The sequence below is a fragment of the Lactobacillus sp. WILCCON 0059 genome (assembly GCF_057197985.1).
In genome coordinates this window covers 1,445,429-1,463,658 of record NZ_JBUBHN010000001.1, presented here as the reverse complement: position 1 = coordinate 1,463,658, position 18,230 = coordinate 1,445,429, and the positions used below count along the sequence as shown (strand labels likewise).

General features: G+C 51.1%; 15 protein-coding genes. 14 read left to right on the top strand and 1 reads right to left on the bottom strand.

The window, feature by feature from the left end; genetic code table 11:
- Positions 1 to 62 precede the first annotated feature (62 nt).
- From ACYVUT_RS06885 to ACYVUT_RS06875, 3 genes are read left to right on the top strand one after another with little or no spacing between them, the layout of a single operon-like run.
- The gene (locus tag ACYVUT_RS06885) at positions 63 to 1,211 is read left to right on the top strand and encodes a homoserine dehydrogenase (protein ID WP_484500414.1); all 1,149 of its coding nucleotides are present in this window, start codon (positions 63 to 65) and stop codon (positions 1,209 to 1,211) included.
- Positions 1,204 to 2,544, top strand: a complete 1,341-nt coding sequence (locus ACYVUT_RS06880; protein ID WP_484500413.1) for an aspartate kinase — start codon at positions 1,204 to 1,206, stop codon at positions 2,542 to 2,544. Before ACYVUT_RS06885 ends, ACYVUT_RS06880 begins: the two co-directional genes overlap by 8 nt.
- Positions 2,545 to 3,531, top strand: a complete 987-nt coding sequence (locus ACYVUT_RS06875) for an aspartate-semialdehyde dehydrogenase (RefSeq protein WP_484500412.1) — start codon at positions 2,545 to 2,547, stop codon at positions 3,529 to 3,531.
- Positions 3,532 to 3,612: 81 nt separating this feature from the next.
- On the opposite strand, the gene ACYVUT_RS06870 is transcribed toward ACYVUT_RS06875, so the two are convergent.
- Positions 3,613 to 4,227 carry a lysophospholipid acyltransferase family protein gene (locus ACYVUT_RS06870; RefSeq protein ID WP_439776224.1) on the bottom strand — a complete coding sequence of 205 codons (615 nt, stop codon included), beginning with the start codon at positions 4,225 to 4,227 and terminating at the stop codon, positions 3,613 to 3,615.
- A 70-nt stretch (positions 4,228 to 4,297) separates the two neighbouring features.
- Here ACYVUT_RS06870 and ACYVUT_RS06865 point away from each other — a divergent pair, with 70 nt between their 5' ends.
- From ACYVUT_RS06865 to rimP, 11 genes are all read left to right on the top strand, one after another.
- Positions 4,298 to 5,308, top strand: a complete 1,011-nt coding sequence (locus tag ACYVUT_RS06865; protein ID WP_484500411.1) for a GIY-YIG nuclease family protein — start codon at positions 4,298 to 4,300, stop codon at positions 5,306 to 5,308.
- Positions 5,309 to 5,471: 163 nt separating this feature from the next.
- The gene (gene rpsB, locus ACYVUT_RS06860; RefSeq protein ID WP_270447754.1) at positions 5,472 to 6,233 is read left to right on the top strand and encodes a 30S ribosomal protein S2; all 762 of its coding nucleotides are present in this window, start codon (positions 5,472 to 5,474) and stop codon (positions 6,231 to 6,233) included.
- A gap of 62 nt (positions 6,234 to 6,295) precedes the next feature.
- On the top strand, positions 6,296 to 7,324 hold the full coding sequence (gene tsf, locus ACYVUT_RS06855) for a translation elongation factor Ts (protein ID WP_439776222.1): 1,029 nt from the start codon (positions 6,296 to 6,298) through the stop codon (positions 7,322 to 7,324).
- A gap of 149 nt (positions 7,325 to 7,473) precedes the next feature.
- Positions 7,474 to 8,199 carry a UMP kinase gene (gene pyrH / locus ACYVUT_RS06850; protein WP_296226799.1) on the top strand — a complete coding sequence of 242 codons (726 nt, stop codon included), beginning with the start codon at positions 7,474 to 7,476 and terminating at the stop codon, positions 8,197 to 8,199.
- On the top strand, positions 8,199 to 8,756 hold the full coding sequence (gene frr, locus ACYVUT_RS06845) for a ribosome recycling factor (protein ID WP_050890309.1): 558 nt from the start codon (positions 8,199 to 8,201) through the stop codon (positions 8,754 to 8,756). The genes pyrH and frr overlap by 1 nt, the downstream gene beginning before the upstream one ends.
- Before the next feature lie 2 nt (positions 8,757 to 8,758).
- The gene (gene uppS / locus ACYVUT_RS06840; protein ID WP_484500410.1) at positions 8,759 to 9,490 is read left to right on the top strand and encodes an undecaprenyl pyrophosphate synthase; all 732 of its coding nucleotides are present in this window, start codon (positions 8,759 to 8,761) and stop codon (positions 9,488 to 9,490) included.
- A gap of 5 nt (positions 9,491 to 9,495) precedes the next feature.
- Complete coding sequence (locus ACYVUT_RS06835) at positions 9,496 to 10,293, top strand: phosphatidate cytidylyltransferase (protein WP_439776090.1); 798 nt, start codon at positions 9,496 to 9,498, stop codon at positions 10,291 to 10,293.
- 9 nt (positions 10,294 to 10,302) lie between these two features.
- Entirely contained in the window at positions 10,303 to 11,550 is a 1,248-nt protein-coding gene (rseP, locus tag ACYVUT_RS06830) for an RIP metalloprotease RseP (protein WP_439776089.1), read from the top strand.
- A gap of 39 nt (positions 11,551 to 11,589) precedes the next feature.
- Positions 11,590 to 13,287, top strand: a complete 1,698-nt coding sequence (locus tag ACYVUT_RS06825) for a proline--tRNA ligase (protein WP_439776088.1) — start codon at positions 11,590 to 11,592, stop codon at positions 13,285 to 13,287.
- A gap of 12 nt (positions 13,288 to 13,299) precedes the next feature.
- Entirely contained in the window at positions 13,300 to 17,637 is a 4,338-nt protein-coding gene (locus ACYVUT_RS06820) for a PolC-type DNA polymerase III (RefSeq protein ID WP_484500409.1), read from the top strand.
- 109 nt (positions 17,638 to 17,746) lie between these two features.
- Positions 17,747 to 18,223 (top strand): ribosome maturation factor RimP, encoded by a 477-nt coding sequence (gene rimP, locus ACYVUT_RS06815; protein ID WP_439776086.1) that lies wholly within the window; start codon positions 17,747 to 17,749, stop codon positions 18,221 to 18,223.
- The last annotated feature ends 7 nt before the right edge of the window (positions 18,224 to 18,230 follow it).

Below are 18,230 nucleotides of genomic sequence, written 5' to 3'. Positions count from 1 at the left end.
AATGATACTATGTTTTTAATTCAAAAACAAGTGTCCCTGTATTAGAAACAACGGAGGCGGGTATGCAAATTGCGATCTTAGGCCGCGGAGTGGTTGGCGGCGGTATTGTCAAGCTGGTTGAAGAGGCGGAAAGTCCGCTTTTGCAGAATGTGAAAATTAAGAAGATCCTGGTGCACCGGGATGAGCAGATCTTAGATGACCAGCACACGACGGACTTTGAGGAAATCGTGGATGACCCGGAAATTTCAGTGGTCTGCGAGTGTATCGGAGGCCTTGAGCCGGCCCACAGCTATGTTAAACGGGCCTTGGAAGCGGGCAAGCACGTGGTGACGGCCAATAAGAAGATGCTGGCGGTTTTCGCGGGTGAACTCTTTGCCTTAGCCAGGCAAAAAGGCCTGGTTTTGGCCTATGAGGCCAGCGTTGGCGGCGGGATTCCTTGGATTGCTAACATCAAGCGGATTCAGCGTCTGGAGCCGGTCACGGCCTTCCAGGGAATTTTTAACGGGACCAGCAACTACATCCTTTCCCAAATGGAAGAAAAGGACCTGGACTTTGCCACCTGCTTAAAAGACGCCCAGGACCTGGGCTACGCGGAAAAAGACCCCAGCGACGACATCGACGGCGGGGATGTTTGTTACAAGGTCTGCCTGTCAGCCTTGACCGCTTTTGGCAAGATTGCCGATCCAGGCCAGGTTGAGCAATGGGGGATCCGGCATTTGACCAAGGAAGACTTCGCCTGGGCTAAGGCAAACGGCCGGACCATCAAATTGCTGGGCCGGGGCAGGCAAGCAGGAGAGAAGCTGTCCTTGCAGGTTTTGCCGGTCATGCTGAAAAAGACCAGTCTTTTGGCTGGAGTGGGCCTTAACTTCAATGCCTTAGAAACTGATTCCGCCAGCCTGGGCCCGGCAACTTTTGTTGGTCAGGGGGCTGGATCCTTGCCGACCGCCCACGCGGCTGTCCAGGACCTCTTGGATCTGGCTGAAGGGAAAAAGGAAATCGTGCAAAGCAGTCAGCCGGCCCAGCTGCTTGATGAAGAAGAGCAGACTTTTTACCTGCGGACTGACCGGGCTGGCTTTTTCCAGGATGTAGCGGCTGAAAGAATCAATGAAAAGGCGCTTTTGACGAAAAAAATGACCTTGACGGCCTTGTCTCGCCTGGTCAAAGAAAGCGGAGACCCGGCAGCCTTTTTGGCGGGAGTGGCAGATGAGTAAAGCAGTAAAATTTGGCGGCTCTTCAGTCGCTAACAGCGAACAATTTAAAAAGGTCAAGCAGATTATTCTGGCTGACCCGGACCGCAAGTACGTGGTGACCAGCGCCTGCGGCAAGAGCGGAAAGGAGGACCACAAGGTTACCGACCTCCTCTACCTCTGCGCCGCCCACATTACCTATGACGTCAGCTATGAGTCGATTTTCCAGACCATCGTGGACAAGTACATGGAAATCAAGCGCAGCCTGGGCCTCAAAATTGACCTGGGCAGAGAATTTGCCAAGATCCGGCAGAATATGGCTCAGAACTTGAACCTGGACTACCTGGTTTCCCGGGGCGAGTACTTGACCGGCCTTTGCCTGGCTGAATACCTGGACGCGGACTTCGTTGATGCCAGCCGGGTGATCCGCTTCCATTATGACGGATCAATCGACCTAAAAAAGTGCCAAGAACTGCTAAAGGCCCAGGTTGACCCGGGCCGGCGGGTGGTGATCCCAGGTTTTTACGGTTCTTTGCCAAATGGGGTCATCAAGGTCATGAGCCGGGGCGGGTCAGATATTACCGGGTCAATCGTGGCTAATGCCTTTGACGTTGACGTCTATGAAAACTGGACCGACGTTTCCGGCTTTTACGTGGCGGACCCGCGCATTATTAAAGACCCTGTCCAGATTCCGCGGATTACCTACTCTGAATTGCGGCAGATGAGCTATATGGGGGCCAATGTCCTGCATGACGACGCGGTTTTCCCTGTTCGGCAGAAAAACATCCCGATCAATGTCCGCAACACCAACTACCCGGAAAATCCCGGCACCATGATCATGAATGACTGCAGCGAACTTGATGCGCAAGAGCTGCCTCATGTCATCACAGGGATTACGGGCAAGCAGAACTTTACGGTCATCACCATGGTCAAGTCGCATGTTTCAGCCGAGGCGGGCTTTTTGCGCAAGGTTCTGGCCGTTTTTGAAAAATTCCAGATCTCGATTGAAAGCGTCCCGGTTACGGTCGATACTTTTTCAATCGTGGTCCAGACCAAGAAGATCGAGCGCTACCTTTATGAAATCGTGGCGGAATTAAAGCAGGAACTGCGCCTTGACGACATCCAAGTCGAAAGCCAGCAGGCCATGTTGGCCGTGGTTGGCCGGGCCATGAGGCAGATGCCGGGGATGTCGGGCAAGATTTTGTCAACACTGGGTGACCAGCAGATCAACATCCGCACCATCAACCAGGCCTGCGATGAACAAAGCATCGTCATCGGGGTTAACAACCAGGACCTGGTTCCGGCAATCAAGGCGATTTATCAGCAGTTTATTAGTGAAGAAAGAGTGGAACGATAAATGAAGATTGGTATTTTAGGTGCTACAGGGGCCGTTGGCCGGCAGATGCTGGAATGCATTGAAGAAAGAAAGCTGCCGGTTGAAGAGCTGCGCGTTTTTGCTTCCGAGCGCTCTAAGGGCAAAAAGCTGTCCTTTGCTGGCCAGGAATTGACCTTGGAAGTGGTCAGCCAGGAAAGACTAAACGGGCTTGACTACGTTTTGGGGGCAGTTTCCAACAGTCTGTCCAAGGAATACCGGCCCTTGGTTGAAAAGAGCGGGGCAGTCTACATCGACAACAGCTCAGCCTTTCGGCAAGAAGATGACGTGCCTTTGGTAGTGCCTGAAATCAATGGCCCAGATGCTTTAGAGCACCGCGGCGTCATCGCCAATCCAAACTGTTCAACCGCCATCACCTTGATGGCTCTGGCGCCAATTGCCAAGTTGTCCCCGATCAAGACCATCAACGCCTGCACCTACCAGGCCGTTTCCGGCGCCGGCATGGGCGGGATCAGCGAACTTAAGGATGAAGTAACGGCTTTGACCAAGGGCGAGAGCGTGGAAGCCAAGGTCTTCCCGGCCCAAATTGCCTTCAATGTCATCGCCGATATTGGCAGTCCTTTGGAAAACGGCTATACGACTGAAGAAATGAAGATGCAGAATGAAGGAAGAAAGATCCTGCACTTGCCAGAGCTCCTGGTTACCTGCACCTGCGTCCGGGTTCCGGTCTACCGGTCCCACTCAATTGCCGTGACGGTCGTTACTGAAGAGCCAGTCTCAGTTGCAGATGCTGAAAAAGCTATCGCGGCTTTTGACGGAGACCTCCTGGTTACCGACCACACCCCGACTCCGCTGGAAAACTCCGACAAGGACATCGTGCAAGTTGGCCGCCTGCGCCGGGACTTGACCAACCCTAACGGCCTTACTCTCTGGTGCACCGGCGACCAGATCCGGAAGGGCGCGGCAACCAACGCCGTCCAGATCATGGAATACCTGGAAAATAACAAGTAAGTAGCAGCAGTAGAAAAAGCATAAAGAAAAAGGATTGAGCACTCCAGCTCAATCCTTTTCTTGTTCTTTTGTCATAATTAATTATTTGGCTTCATAGTGGAAATTCGGGTCCAGTTCCTGGTCGATCTTTTGCCAGGCTTCTTCCAGCTGCTGGTTGTAGGCAGCTTCAGTTTCAGGGGTCAATTTGGTCTTGCGGTCGATAACGATCGGGTCGCCGAAATTGATTTCCATGCCTTTTCTTTTTAATACCCCTTTAAAAGTAAGCGGACCTTGGTAGACAGCCGGGACCAGGGGCCGGCCGGACATTCTGGCGATAACCAGGGCACCGGATTTAAGGGAGGCTGAGTGCCGGGTGCCGGAAGGAAACATGATCAAAGACAGGCCTTCTGACTTTAAGCCCTTGACCGGGATCTTGATGACAGAAGGACCCGGGTGCTCACGGTTGACCGGGAAGGCGTGGGCATTGTTTAAGATCCAGCGGAGGACAGGATTTTTAAAAAGCTCCTGCTTGGTCATGAACATGAATTCCGTGGGGCTGGCGGCCAGGGCAAACAGAATCGGCTCCCACCAGTTTCGGTGCGGGGCAACCAGGATGTAGGTGCCTTCCGGCAGTCTTTCCTTGTGGTGGACATGCAGGTGGCCGTTTAAGACCCAGACGATGAAGCGGACAATCGGTCTGAAAATACGATAAAGCATAAAAGAACCTCCAAATGATGTAGAATAAATTATAACACATCTAAGAATAAGGGACGGGCTTCAGAATTACATGATTGAACTTAAGGAAAACGAACGCATCGATTACATGCTGGGCGAGCAGCTGAAAATTATCCAGGACGGGCAGTCTTTTGCCTTCTCCCTGGATACCCTGCTTCTGGCTTACTGGGCCAAAGAAGCCATCAAAAACCGGTCCAAGGTCGTTGAACTCTGCAGCGGCAACGCGGCAGCCAGCCTCTACATGGCCGCTTTTAACAAGGCCCATTACGACGATGTTGAACTGCAAGAGGACATCGTTTCCAAGGCCAGGCGGTCGGTTGAATTAAACAACATGCAGGACCGGATCACGGTTCACCAGGGAAATGTCAAAGACGCGGGGAGCTTTTTGCGAAAAGACAGCTATGACGTCGTCGTGGTCAACCCGCCATATTTCAAGGCTCCAGCCGGTCACAAGCTGAACCCGGACCGGTCTAAAGCTATTGCCCGCCATGAACTGGAGATCAACTTGGAGGAAATTATCGCCGTCTCAGCAGGCCTGTTGAAAATGAAGGGGAAGATGTTCATGGTTCACCGGCCGGAACGCTTGGGTGAGATCATCAATTACGGCTTTAAACATGACTTAGTCGTCAAGACTGTCCAGCCCTTTGTCTCCAGAAGAGGGCAAGACGCTAATTTAGTCATTGTCGAGGCAGTCAGAAGCGGGAAGGGCGACGGGCTGGTTTTGCGCGATGCGATCGAAGTCCATGAAGCTGATGGGAGCAACACTCCGGCAATTAAGAAGATTTTAGAGGCCAAATTGCCGGAGGAAAAGCATTACTTTTATGTTCTCCTGTGCAGCGATGGCAGCTTTTACGGCGGCTACACCAACGATTTAAACAAAAGGCTACAGGCTCATAATTCCGGCAAAGGGGCCAAATATACCAAGAGCAGGCGGCCGGTTGAAATGATCTATCATGAAGAGTACGCCGACAAGTCAAAAGCAATGCAGCGGGAATATTGGTTCAAGCACCATGACCGGGCCTGGAAGGAAAAATTCCTCAAAGAGCAGGGGGTTAATTTTTAGGCGGAAAAGCTTGCGTTTAAAGGGAAAATCGAGTATGATAGACAAGCGTGCGATTGCACGCTAGAAAACACATCAAGAGCGATCGGCATTCAGGTGCCTAAAGACAAACGGTTGAATGCTGAAATGAACGCTTGAGAGGAAATAACCTAGGAGGAATTTATTTATGTCAGTTGTATCTATGAAGCAATTGCTTGAAGCTGGTGTACACTTTGGTCACCAAACCAGAAGATGGGACCCGAAGATGAAGCCATACATCTTCACTCAAAGAAACGGGATCTACATCATCGACTTGCAAAAGACCATCAAGATGCTTGACGACGCCTACAACTACGTTAAGGCAGTTGCTCAAGACGACGGTGTTTTCCTGTTCGTTGGTACCAAGAAGCAAGCTCAAGAAGCAATCGCTGAAGAAGCTACCCGCGCAGGCCAATACTACGTCAACCAACGTTGGTTGGGTGGTACTTTGACCAACTGGACTACTATCCAAAGCCGGGTTAAGCGTCTGAAGGACTTGAAGAAGATGGCTGAAGACGGCACCTTCGACGTACTGCCAAAGAAGGAAGTTGCTTTGCTGACCAAGGAAATGGACAAGCTGCAAAAGTTCCTGGGCGGTATCGAAGACATGCCACGGATTCCTGACGTAATGTTCGTCGTTGACCCTAAGAAGGAAAAGATCGCCGTTCACGAAGCCAACAAGCTTGGCATCCCAGTTGTAGCCATGGTTGACACCAACACTGACCCAACTCCGATCGACGTAATCATCCCTTCAAACGACGACGCTATCCGTGCTATCCGCTTGATTGCCGGTGCTATGGCTGACGCTGTAATCGAAGGCAAGCAAGGTGCAGATAACGCCGACGTTGAAAAGGAATTGTCTGAAAGTGCTGAAGAAAACTCTGCTGAAGAAGTAGACGATGCTGAATAATTTGTCGTAAACTATCTTTAGAAGAATTCTGTTATTTAGTTTGACCTGGAGGACTTTTTTAAATGGCAAACATTACTGCTAAGCAAGTCAAGGAATTGCGTGAAACTACTGGTGCCGGCGTCATGGACGCCAAGAAGGCCCTGGTTGAAGCCGAAGGCGACATGCAAAGAGCTATCGAAATCATCCACGAAAAGGGTGAAGCAAAGGCTGCCAAGAAGGCTAACCGGATCGCTGCTGAAGGTTTGACTGGCGTTTACGTTGACGGCAACGTTGCTGCTATCGTTGAAGTTAACGCTGAAACTGACTTCGTTGCTCAAAACGAACAGTTCAAGACTTTGGTCAACGAAACTGCTGAAACTATTGCCAAGGGCAAGCCAGCCAACAACGAAGAAGCTATGGCATTGACCATGCCTTCAGGCGAAAGCCTTGAAGAAGCATACGTAAATGCTACTGCTACTATCGGTGAAAAGATTTCCTTCCGCCGTTTCGCTGTTCTTGAAAAGACTGATGACCAACACTTTGGCGCTTACCAACACAACGGCGGCCACATCGGCGTCTTGACTGTTGTTGAAGGCGGCGACGAAGCTTTGGCTAAGCACATTGCAATGCACATTGCCGCAATGAGCCCAAAGGTTCTGTCATACAAGGAACTTGACCCAGCTTTCGTTCGCGAAGAACTGGCTCAACTCAACCACAAGATTGACCAAGACAACGAATCACGTGCCATGGTCAACAAGCCAGCTTTGCCACACCTTAAGTATGGTTCAAAGGCTCAATTGACTGACGAAGTCATTGCTCAAGCTGAAGAAGACATCAAGGCAGAATTGAAGGCTGAAAACAAGCCAGAAAAGATCTGGGACAAGATCATCCCAGGCAAGATGGCCCGCTTCATGCTGGACAACACCAAGGTTGACCAAGAAAACACCTTGCTCGCCCAACTTTACGTTATGGACGACAGCAAGACTGTTGAACAATACCTTGACTCAGTCAACGCTTCCGTAGTAAGCTTTGTTCGTTTCGAAGTCGGCGAAGGCATCGAAAAGAAGCAAGAAGACTTTGCTGCTGAAGTTGCTGCACAAATGAAGAACTAATTTCTTCTAGCAAGAAAAAGGATGGGGAAACCCATCCTTTTTTTGTGGGCAAATTAACTTTTGCAAATTTAAGCTGGTGAAATAGCGTAAATAGGAGAGACAGTTTTCTGTTTTATGGTAAAATAGTTAGAGCTAATTAGGAGGGCATTATGAGTCAAGTTAAATATCATCGTATCATTTTGAAAATTTCCGGCGAAGCTTTGGCCGGGGAAAAGGGAACTGGCATTGACCCAACTGTGATCAAGAAATTGGCACATGAAATCAAGCTGGTTCATGACATGGGCGTGCAGATCGGCGTCGTTTGCGGCGGCGGCAACATGTGGCGTGGTGAAACCGGGGCCAAGCTGGGCATGGAAAGAGCCCAAGCTGACTACATGGGCATGCTGGCCACGATCATGAATGGTCTGGCCTTGCAAGATGGTCTGGAAACTGCTGGCGTGCCAACCAGACTGCAAACTTCAATCTCCATGCGGCAAGTTGCTGAACCTTACATCCGCCGGGTGGCAATCAGCCATATGGAAAAGAACCGGGTCGTTATCTTCGGCGGCGGCACTGGCAACCCTTACTTCTCAACTGATACCACGGCCGCTTTGCGGGCAGCGGAAATCAACGCTGACGTGATCTTGATGGCCAAGAACGGGGTTGACGGGGTCTACACGGCTGACCCGAACCTGGATCCAAGTGCCAAGAAGTTTGCTGAACTGACCCAGCTGGACATGATCTCCAAGGGCCTGCAAGTCATGGACAGAACGGCCAGCTCCTTGTCCATGGACACCCATATTCCATTGATTGTCTTCAACGTCAACACTCCAGGCAACATCAAGCGGGTGGTTGAAGGTGAAAACATCGGAACCATTATCAGAGGTGACAAATAATGAACAACGAAACGATTGCTAAAGCCAAGAGCAACATGAACAAGTCCATCGAAGTCTACCAGAGCAATCTGGCGACTGTCCGGGCCGGGGTTGCCAACGCTTCCCTTTTAGACCGGGTGATGGTTGAATACTACGGGGTACCGACTCCGCTGGTCCAAATGGCCGGGATTACCATTCCAGAACCACGGGTTTTGATGATTACCCCTTACGACAAGACTTCTTTGAATGATATTGAACACGCCATTTTGGCCTCTGACCTGGGCCTTACTCCGGCCAATGACGGTAACGTTATCCGCCTGGTTATCCCGCAACTTACTGGGGAACGGCGGCAGGAAATTGCCAAAGAAGTTGGCAAGCTGGCTGAAGAAGCCAAGATTGCTGTCCGCAATGTCCGCCAGGAAGCCATGAAGGCTTTGAAGAAGCAGGAGAAAGACGGCGAAATCACTGAAGACGAAGAACGGCGCCTGGAAAAGGAAGTCCAGAAGGTCACTGACGAATCAACCAAGAAGATTGACCAAATGGCTGACAACAAGCGCAAGGAAATCACTCAGGGTTAATTATGGATAAGAATAAGCAGCTGAATCATTTGGGGATCATCATGGACGGCAATGGCCGCTGGGCGAAGAAGCGGCACATGCCGCGCTTCATGGGCCACAAGGCCGGGATGGACAACGTTGAAAAGATTGCGCTCGCGGCAGATGAGTTGGGAATTAAAGTCCTGACTCTTTATGCTTTTTCGACGGAAAACTGGGCCAGGCCCAAGGATGAAGTCAATTATTTGATGAACCTGCCGGTCAAGTTTTTTGACAAGTTCATGCCCCGCCTGCAGGCCCACAATGTGAAGGTCAACATCATGGGCTATCTGGATGCCTTGCCGGACTCAACCAGAGAAGTTGTTGAGCGGGCCATGGCAGAAACGGCTGAAAACACTGGCCTGGTATTGAATTTTGCCTTCAATTACGGGTCAAGAAAAGAAATCGTTTCAGCCGTGCAGGCTTTGGCCAAAGAAGCCGCCGAAGGAAAAATTCAGCCTGGCGAAATTACTGAAGACATGGTATCCGCTAAGCTGATGACCGCCAAGTTCGCTCCGTACTCTGACCCGGACCTTTTGATCAGAACGTCTGGCGAGCAGAGAATCAGCAATTTCCTGCTCTGGCAGATTGCGTATTCAGAGCTTGCCTTTACGGACAAGGCCTGGCCGGACTTCGATGAAAACGACTTGGCCGAAATGGTTAAGATTTACCAGCACCGGGACCGGCGCTTTGGTAAATTAGATGAAACAGATAGTTAGGTAATATGAAACAAAGAGTAATTACAGCAGTTGTTGCTTTATTGATTTTTATCCCGGTTTTGATTGCCGGGGGCATGTGGATTGATTGGCTGGCTGCCTTTCTGGCCGCTGTCGGCATCAGTGAAGTCTTCTTGATGAAGAAGCAGATTCTGGTCTCAGTTGACTTTACCCTGGCAGCCCTGGCCACCTTGACCTGGACCGTGCCCAACTCCTTCTTCGGCTTTTTGCCAAAAAACTGGAGCAAGTGGGGCGTATTCTATGCCTTGGTAATGCTGCTCTTGACCTGGACGGTTTTGTCCAAGAACAAGACGACTTTTGATGACATCGGCGTGTACGTTCTGTCAAGTTTGTACATCGGGACTGGTTTCCATTACCTGGCAGCGATCAGAAACAGCGATCCGGCCCACGGCTTGTGGCGGCTGCTGTTTGCCTTCGTGATCGTCTGGACGACTGACACGGCTGCTTACATGGTTGGCCGCAAGTTCGGCAAGCACAAGCTCTGGCCAGTGATCAGCCCGAACAAGACCTGGGAAGGGTCAATCGGTGCCGTGATCATCGCGGTTATCGTTACCGCGATTTACGTCAACCTGGCTCCAGTCGGTGGCGACAAGACCAGCTTGATCATTGCTTCCTTCTTCCTGTCAATCGTCGGCCAGATGGGCGACCTGGTTGAATCAGCCTACAAGCGCTTCTACGGCGTCAAGGACTCCGGCAAGATCTTGCCGGGCCACGGCGGGATCCTGGACCGGTTTGACAGTACGCTTTTTGTTTTGCCAATCGTTGCCCTGATCTTTGGAATTTAGGAGGTAGCCGTGAAAAGTATTCTAGCCTTCATTATTGTTTTTGGCCTGGTGGTCTTTGTTCACGAATTTGGACACTTTTTCGTGGCGAAAAAGGCCGGTATTTTGGTGCGCGAATTTTCAATCGGCATGGGGCCAAAACTGGTTCAGTGGCGGCCCGGACAAACCACTTACACCATCCGCTGGCTGCCTTTAGGCGGCTATGTCCGCCTGGCCGGCCCCGATGAACAGAGTGAAATCGATCCTGGGACGGCTGTTGTCTTGGAACTGAATGAGGCTGGAATTGTCACGCGAATCGATGCTTCAGAATCGGACCTGCCGATTGAAGGCCGCCCCTTGCGGGTGACCAAGGCAGACCTGGTTGATGACTTGACGATTGAAGGATATGAAAACGGGGATGAGAGCCAGCTGGTGACCTACAAGGTCGACCATGACGCGACCATGATCGATGAAACGGGCACTGAGCTGCAGATTGCCCCCCGGGACGTGCAGCTGCCGGCGGCCAAGCCTTGGAAGAAGCTGGCAACCTCTTTTGCCGGACCTTTCATGAATATCGTTTTGGGCTTTGTGGTCTTGATGATTTACAGTTTTGCCTCAGTTGGCCCGGCAACGACGACTGTCGGTCAGGTAGCGGCCAATTCCCCGGCCCAGCACGTTTTGCAAAAGGGTGACCAGATCGTGGCCATCAATGGTCAGAAGATCAGTACTTTTGACCAGGTCAGCCAGGCAATCTCTTCTTCCAAGGGCAAGACCATGACTGTCAAGGTCAAGCGGAAGGGGAGCGAAAAGTCAGTCAAGCTGACGCCAAAATACTCAAAGAAGACTAAGTCTTACCTGGTTGGTATCGTTGCCCAGGCTGACAACTCATTTTCCGCTAAATTGAAGCGGGGCTGGGATTTGAGCTGGCAGGTGACGGGGATGATCTTCCAGGCCCTGGGCAACTTATTCAAGCACTTCAGCTTAAACAAATTGTCCGGTCCAGTCGGGATCTACTCGGAAACCTCTAAGGCAACTTCCATGGGTCTGACCTACATGTTGGCCTTTGTCGGCATGCTGTCCATCAACCTGGGGATCGTTAACTTGATTCCGATTCCCGGCCTGGATGGGGGCAAGCTTTTGCTGGAACTTATCGAGCTCCTGCGGGGCAAGCCAATTCCAGAGGAGCATGAAACAGTCGTTGACTTGATCGGGGTGGTCTTCTTGCTGATTTTGATCATCGCGGTAACGGGTAACGATATCTACCGCTACTTTATCAAATAGTCCTTAAAATAATAAATGTTTAGGAGAATTTAGTTAATTATGCGTCAATCAATCTTTTTCATGCCGACGCTGAAGGAAACTCCAGCCGACGCGGTTGCCAAGAGCCACCAAGTAATGCTGCGGGGCGGCTACATCCGGCAGGTTACGGCTGGTGTCTACTCATACCTGCCGCTGGGCTACAAGGTCTTGCGCAAGACTGAAAAGATCATTGAAGAAGAAATGGCCAATGCTGGCGTGGTTGAAATGATCATGCCGCACATGCTGCCAGCTTCAATGTGGGAAGAATCAGGCCGTTTGCCGAAGTACGGTCCGGAAATGTTCCGTTTGAAGGACCGGCATGGCCGGGAAATGTTGCTAGGGCCGACCCACGAAGAAACTTTTACTGAAGTTGTGGCTAAGAGCCTTAAGTCATACAAGCAGATGCCTTTGCATCTTTACCAGATTCAAACCAAGTTCCGGGATGAAAACCGGCCACGTTTCGGTCTTCTCCGGGGCAGAGAGTTTGTCATGCTGGACGGCTACAGCTTCGCGGCCAGCCGGGAGCAGCTGGACAAGCAGTTTGAAGACGAAAAGGCAGCTTACCTCAAGATCTTCAAGCGCACGGGCGTTGAAGTGCGGCCAGTTATTGCTGATTCCGGGACCATGGGCGGCAAGAACTCCACTGAATTCCAGGCACCTGCCGCTGTTGGCGAAGACACTATTGCCACCAACGCTTCCGGCACTTACGCCGCCAACTTGGAAATGGCGGTCAGTGTTGACACCTTCAAGCAAGAGCCTGAAGAACTGAAGGCAATGGAAAAGGTTGCTACTCCAGGCTGCGATACAATTGACAAGCTGGCTGAATTCTTGCAAGTGCCAGCAACCAGAATCGTCAAGAGCATCCTCTACATCGTTGATGAAAAGAAGAAGGTTCTGGTTTTGATCCGGGCTGACAAGGAAGTCAACGAAGTCAAGCTGACCCACCTCTTGGACTGTGACAGCTTGCGGGTTGCTGAAACTAGCGACTTGGAAGAACTGACCGGGGCTGGCAAGGGCGGCGTTGGCCCGGTAAACGCTGACTGGGCTGACGAAATCGTGGCTGACGAAACCGTTAAGGGCCTTTACAACGTGGTTGTTGGCGCGGGCGAAAGCGATGCCCAATTCATCAATGCCAACCTGGACCGGGACTTCAAGGCTGACCGCTTTGCTGACCTCCGGGTTGCCAATGAAGGCGAACCAGACCCGGTTGACCATGAACCACTGCAGTTTACTACCTCAATTGAAGTTGGTCACATCTTCAAGCTGGGGACCTACTACACGGAAACCATGGGGGCCAAGTTCCTGGACCAAAACGGCAAGTCCCAGCCAGTTATCATGGGCTCATATGGGATCGGGGTTACCCGTCTGCTTTCAGCCGTTGTTGAACAGCACGCGACTGAAAACGGGGTTGCCTGGCCAAAGGAAATCGCGCCATTCGGTATTCACATCATCCAGATGAAGATGAAGGATGAAATTCAAAGCAAGCTGGCCGAAGACCTGGAAGCCAAGTTTGCCAAGTATGACGTCCTTTATGACGACCGTAATGAACGTCCAGGCGTTAAGTTCAACGATGCTGACCTGGTTGGCGCGCCAATCAGAATTACTGTTGGCCGCGACGCTGCTGACGGGATCGTTGAAGTCAAGCGCCCAGGCGACGAGCAAGCACAAAAGCTGGCCGTTACCGATCTGGAAGACTTTATTGCCAGCGAATTAGATTAGGATTGAACTCTCGTGACTGATAAAAACCAACTTTTTCTCAAATTGTTAAAACAGGTCGGCTTCCCGGCAGGGGCAGCTGACGAAGCGGTTTTACAGGCAGGGGAGATAAAAAACGTGGATGTCTACAGAAAAGAACGTAGATGGGATATCCACGTTTTTTTTACTACTCCACTGCGTTTTGAAAGCTACAACGCCTTGAACCAGGCGATTAAGCATGAATTTAACGACTTTGTCGACACCCGCCTGTTCGTTGAAACAGCAGACGGCCAGCAGCAGTACCTGCCAGACTACTGGCACTACGCGGTTGAAAATTCAGAAGTCTTGTCCGCCAATCCAGCTGCTCAGAATTTCCTGGTCGGGCAAACGCCCCATGAGGATAGCGGCCGCTGGATCATTCCGATTAACGGCCAGCTTTTTGACAAAATGCTGGAGCAGCGGCTTTTGGACAGTTTCTCTTTAGAACTGCGCGACTATGGCTTTTTTAACGTCAAGCTTTTAACAGAAGTTGACGAACAGGGCGGGCAAAGTGACTTTGAAAGCCTGGCCCAGCTGGTGGAAGCCCATGAAAAAAACATGCAGGAAGCCTTCCAGCAGGCCCCGGCCAAGCCAAAGCCAGCTCCCCGGCCTAGCTACCAGGGCCGGCGGGGCAAGAAGGCCAGTTTTGGCCCAGGCGCCATCAGTGACAATGCTGAAATCACTCAGCTGAAAGACCTGTCAGAAGATCAACGCAGCGCCGTTGTCGAAGGCCATGTCTTCAAGGCGGAAATGCAGGAACTGCGGTCGGGATCCTTTATTTTTAATGGGGAAATGACTGACTATACCGGTTCTGTCTCCTTTAAAAAATTCGTCCGTGATTCTGACAAGGAAGAAATCGAATACCTTAAAGGAATCAAGCCTGGTGTTTGGATCCGCATGCAGGGCAGCCTTAAAGATGACCAATATGCCCATGACTTGATCTTCAACATCTACAGCATGGAATTAACCGAGCACGTAGGCCGGCAAGAAGCCTACCAAGGCGAAGAAAAGCACGTGGAGCTGCATGTCCACACCAACATGAGCCAGCTGGACGCTACTGCTGACGTGGCAGACATCATCAAGACAGCCAAGAAGTTCGGCCAGCCCGCCATTGCGATTACTGACCATGCTGACTTGCAGGCCCTGCCAAATGCTTTTGAAGCGGGCAAAAAGAACGGGATGAAGGTCATTATGGGCCTGGAAGCCAACATGGTTGAAGACCACGGTCTGCTGGTTTTAAACCCGGCACATATGCGGTATGAAGACCAGGAATTCGTCATTTTCGACGTTGAAACGACAGGTTTGTCCTCGGTTTATGACACGATCATTGAAATCGGGGCCGTCAAGATGAAAAATGGGGAAGTGATTGAACGCTTTGATAAATTCATCAATCCCCACCACCCTTTGTCTGAAACCACGATCAATTTGACCTCGATCACCGATGAAATGGTCCAAGCAGCTGATGACGAAGCTGTCGTGATCAAGCAGTTCATGGACTTTTATGGCAATGATCCCCTTTGCGGGCACAATGTCCAGTTTGACGTGGGCTTTGTCAACGCTGCCTTGAAGCGCTGCGGCTATCCGGAAATCAGCCAGCCGGTTGTCGACACTTTGGAAGTTTCCCGCCTGCTGCACCCGGAACAATCCCGCCATACCCTGGACTCGCTTTGCCGCAAGTACAATGTGGTCCTGGAACACCACCACCGGGCCAACCAGGACGCTGAAGCAACCGGCTACTTGATGTTCAAGCTTTTAGATGCCTTTAATGACAAGTACCAGGAAGACGACCTGGGCAAGATGAACGACTACAGCAACGGTGAAGGCTACAAGCGGGCCCGGCCGACCCATATTACAGTCCTGGCCCAAAACCAAAAGCCTGGCCTGCGGAATTTGTATGAACTGGTTTCCTTGGCCGGAATCAAGTACAACTTCAAGGGGCTGAGAACACCCAAGTCAGAACTTCGCCGCTTGCACGCCGGCCTTTTGTACGGGTCTGCCTGCAGCCAGGGGGAAGTCTTCATTGCCATGATGCAGAAGGGCTATGAAGAGGCTAAAAAGAAGGCGGAATTTTACGACTTTTTGGAAATCCAGCCGCCGTCAAACTATTCCAGCTTGATCGCGGATGGCTTGATCGCCGATGAAAGCCAGCTGGAAGAAATTTTGACCAACATCTATAAGCTGGGCAAGGAGCTGAATAAACCAGTCGTAGCAACCAGTGATGCTCACTATATTGACAAGCATGAAGCCATCTACCGGGACGTTTTGCTGGCTGCCCAAAGGGGTAACCCGAACCGGAACAAGCAACACCCGGACCTGCACTTCTATACTACCCAGGAGATGCTGGATGAATTCAGTTTCATGGGTGAAGAAGTTGCTAAAGAAGTGGTCATCAGCAACCCAAACAAGATCAATGCCATGATCGATGAAGGGGTGCAGCCAGTCCAAGACGAGAGCTTCCCGCCAAAGATTCCGCATACTGCTGAGCGGGTACGCAAGCTGACCTATGACAAAGCTCATGAACTTTATGGTGACCCCTTGCCGGACAACATCCAGGCCCGGCTTGACCGGGAGCTTGATGCCATTATCGGTAACGGCTACGGGGTCGTTTACCTGATTTCCCAGATGCTGGTAGCCAAGTCAGTTAAAGACGGCTACCTGGTTGGTTCCCGGGGCTCTGTCGGTTCCAGTCTGGTCGCGACTATGATGGGGATCACGGAAATCAACCCGATGCCGCCCCATTACCGCTGCCCGAAGTGCAAGAAGTCAGAATTTTTTGAAAATGGCGAATATGCTTCAGGCTTTGACTTGCCGGATAAAAAGTGTTCTGACTGCCAGGTCATGATGGTTAAAGACGGACAGAACATCCCATTTGAAACCTTCCTCGGCTTCCACGGCGACAAGGTGCCCGACATCGACTTGAACTTCTCCGGTGACTACCAGCCAGTTGCCCACAACTTCATCAGAGTTATGTTTGGGCCAAACCACTCCTTTAAAGCCGGTACGGTTGGTACCCTGGCTGATAAAAAAGCGATCGGCTATGCCAAGCACTACCAGGATGAGCACCCGGAAATCAAGATGAACAACGCGGAAGTCGACCGCCTGGCTATTGGGGTTACCGGGGTCAAGGCCACGACTGGCCAGCACCCGGCCGGGATCGTCGTTTTGCCGGATGACAAGGATATCTATGAACTGACTCCTTTGCAGTATCCATCAGATGATATTTCCAAGGAGTGGAAGACGACCCACTTCGACTTCCACCAGATCCACGACAACCTCTTGAAGTTCGACATCCTGGGCCACCAGGACCCGACCATGATCAGAATGCTGCAGGACTTGTCCGGGATTGATCCTTTGACTATTCCAACCGATGACCCCAAGGTCATGTCCCTCTTCTCCAGCCCGGAAGCTTTGGGGGTTACTCCAGAGCAGATCAATTCCAAGACCGGGACCCTGGGTCTGCCGGAATTCGGGACGCCTTTTGTCCGGGGGATGCTGGAAGAAACCAAGCCGTCAACTTTTGCCGAGCTCCTGCAGATTTCCGGCCTGTCCCACGGGACGGACGTCTGGCTGGGCAATGCTGAAGAGCTGATCAATAACGGCACTTGCAAGTTAAAGAGCGTGATCGGCTGCCGTGACAACATCATGACTGACTTGATCCACTGGGGAGTCAAGGAAGAAGTCGCCTTTTCGACCATGGAAACTGTCCGGAAGGGGAAGGGGATTTCTGATGAGAATATGGCCGTCTTAAAGGAAAACAAGAACATTCCAGACTGGTACATTCCGTCTTGTTTGAAGATCAAGTACATGTTCCCGAAGGCCCACGCGGCCGCCTATATCTTGATGGCCCTGCGGGTAGCCTGGTTCAAGGTCTACTATCCGGAGATCTACTATGCCGCCTACTTCTCAGTCAGAGCCGACAAGGTTGACCTGGAAGCCATGAGCCGAGGTAAAAATACAGTTGTCGCCTTGATCAACCGGATCAAGGAAAAGGGGACGGCGGCCACCAAGCTGGAAAAGGACCTGCAGACCTATATGGAACTGGTTAACGAAGCAATTGAGCGGGGGATCAATTTCAAGATGGTTGACATCAACGAGTCTGAAGCCACGACTTACAAGATCGTTGACAAGCACACCATCCTGGCTCCTTTTAACGCGGTTGACGGCTTAGGTGACTCCGCGGCCAAGCAGATCGTGGCTGCCCGCAGTGAAGCCCCATTTTTGTCAAAGGAAGACTTGCAGGTACGAGGCAAGGTCTCCCAGAAGATCATGGACTTTTTTGAAAACAACAATGTCTTAGAAGGGATGCCTGACCAAAACCAACTTTCCCTCTTCTAAGAGCTTCCTATTTACAAGTGGGAAAAATTTTGTTATAATCTTTTTCAGATCGAATATGGTAAATTCGAGTGAGCAGCAATGCTCACTCTTTTTATTACGGAGGAAAATTTTGCCAAAAAACTTAACACCTATCCAAGAAGCAATCGAACCGGTCATTAGCGGTCATGACTGTGAACTTGTTGATTTGGAATATGTCAAGGAAAAGAGTCAAGACTATCTGCGAATCTACGTGGACAAGCAGCCAAACGGGATTGACATCGAAACGATTGCGGAGCTGAGTGAGTTGGTTGGAGAAAAATTGGACTCAATGCAGCCAGATCCGCTGCCAGACCCGTACATCTTGGAATTGTCCTCACCGGGCCTGGAAAGACCGATCAAGAAGGAGCAGGACTGGGAAAAGGCCAAGGGCCAGTACATCCACGTCGGCCTCTACCAAAAGTTGGAAGGCGAGAAGGTCTTTGAAGGTCATTTGCTTGACCTGGACGACCAGGAGATTAAACTGGAAATCAAGATCAAGACCCGGCGCAAGCAGCTGACTATTCCGCGCAAGCAGATCGCCAGCGCCCGTTTTGCAATCGAATTTTAGAAAGAGT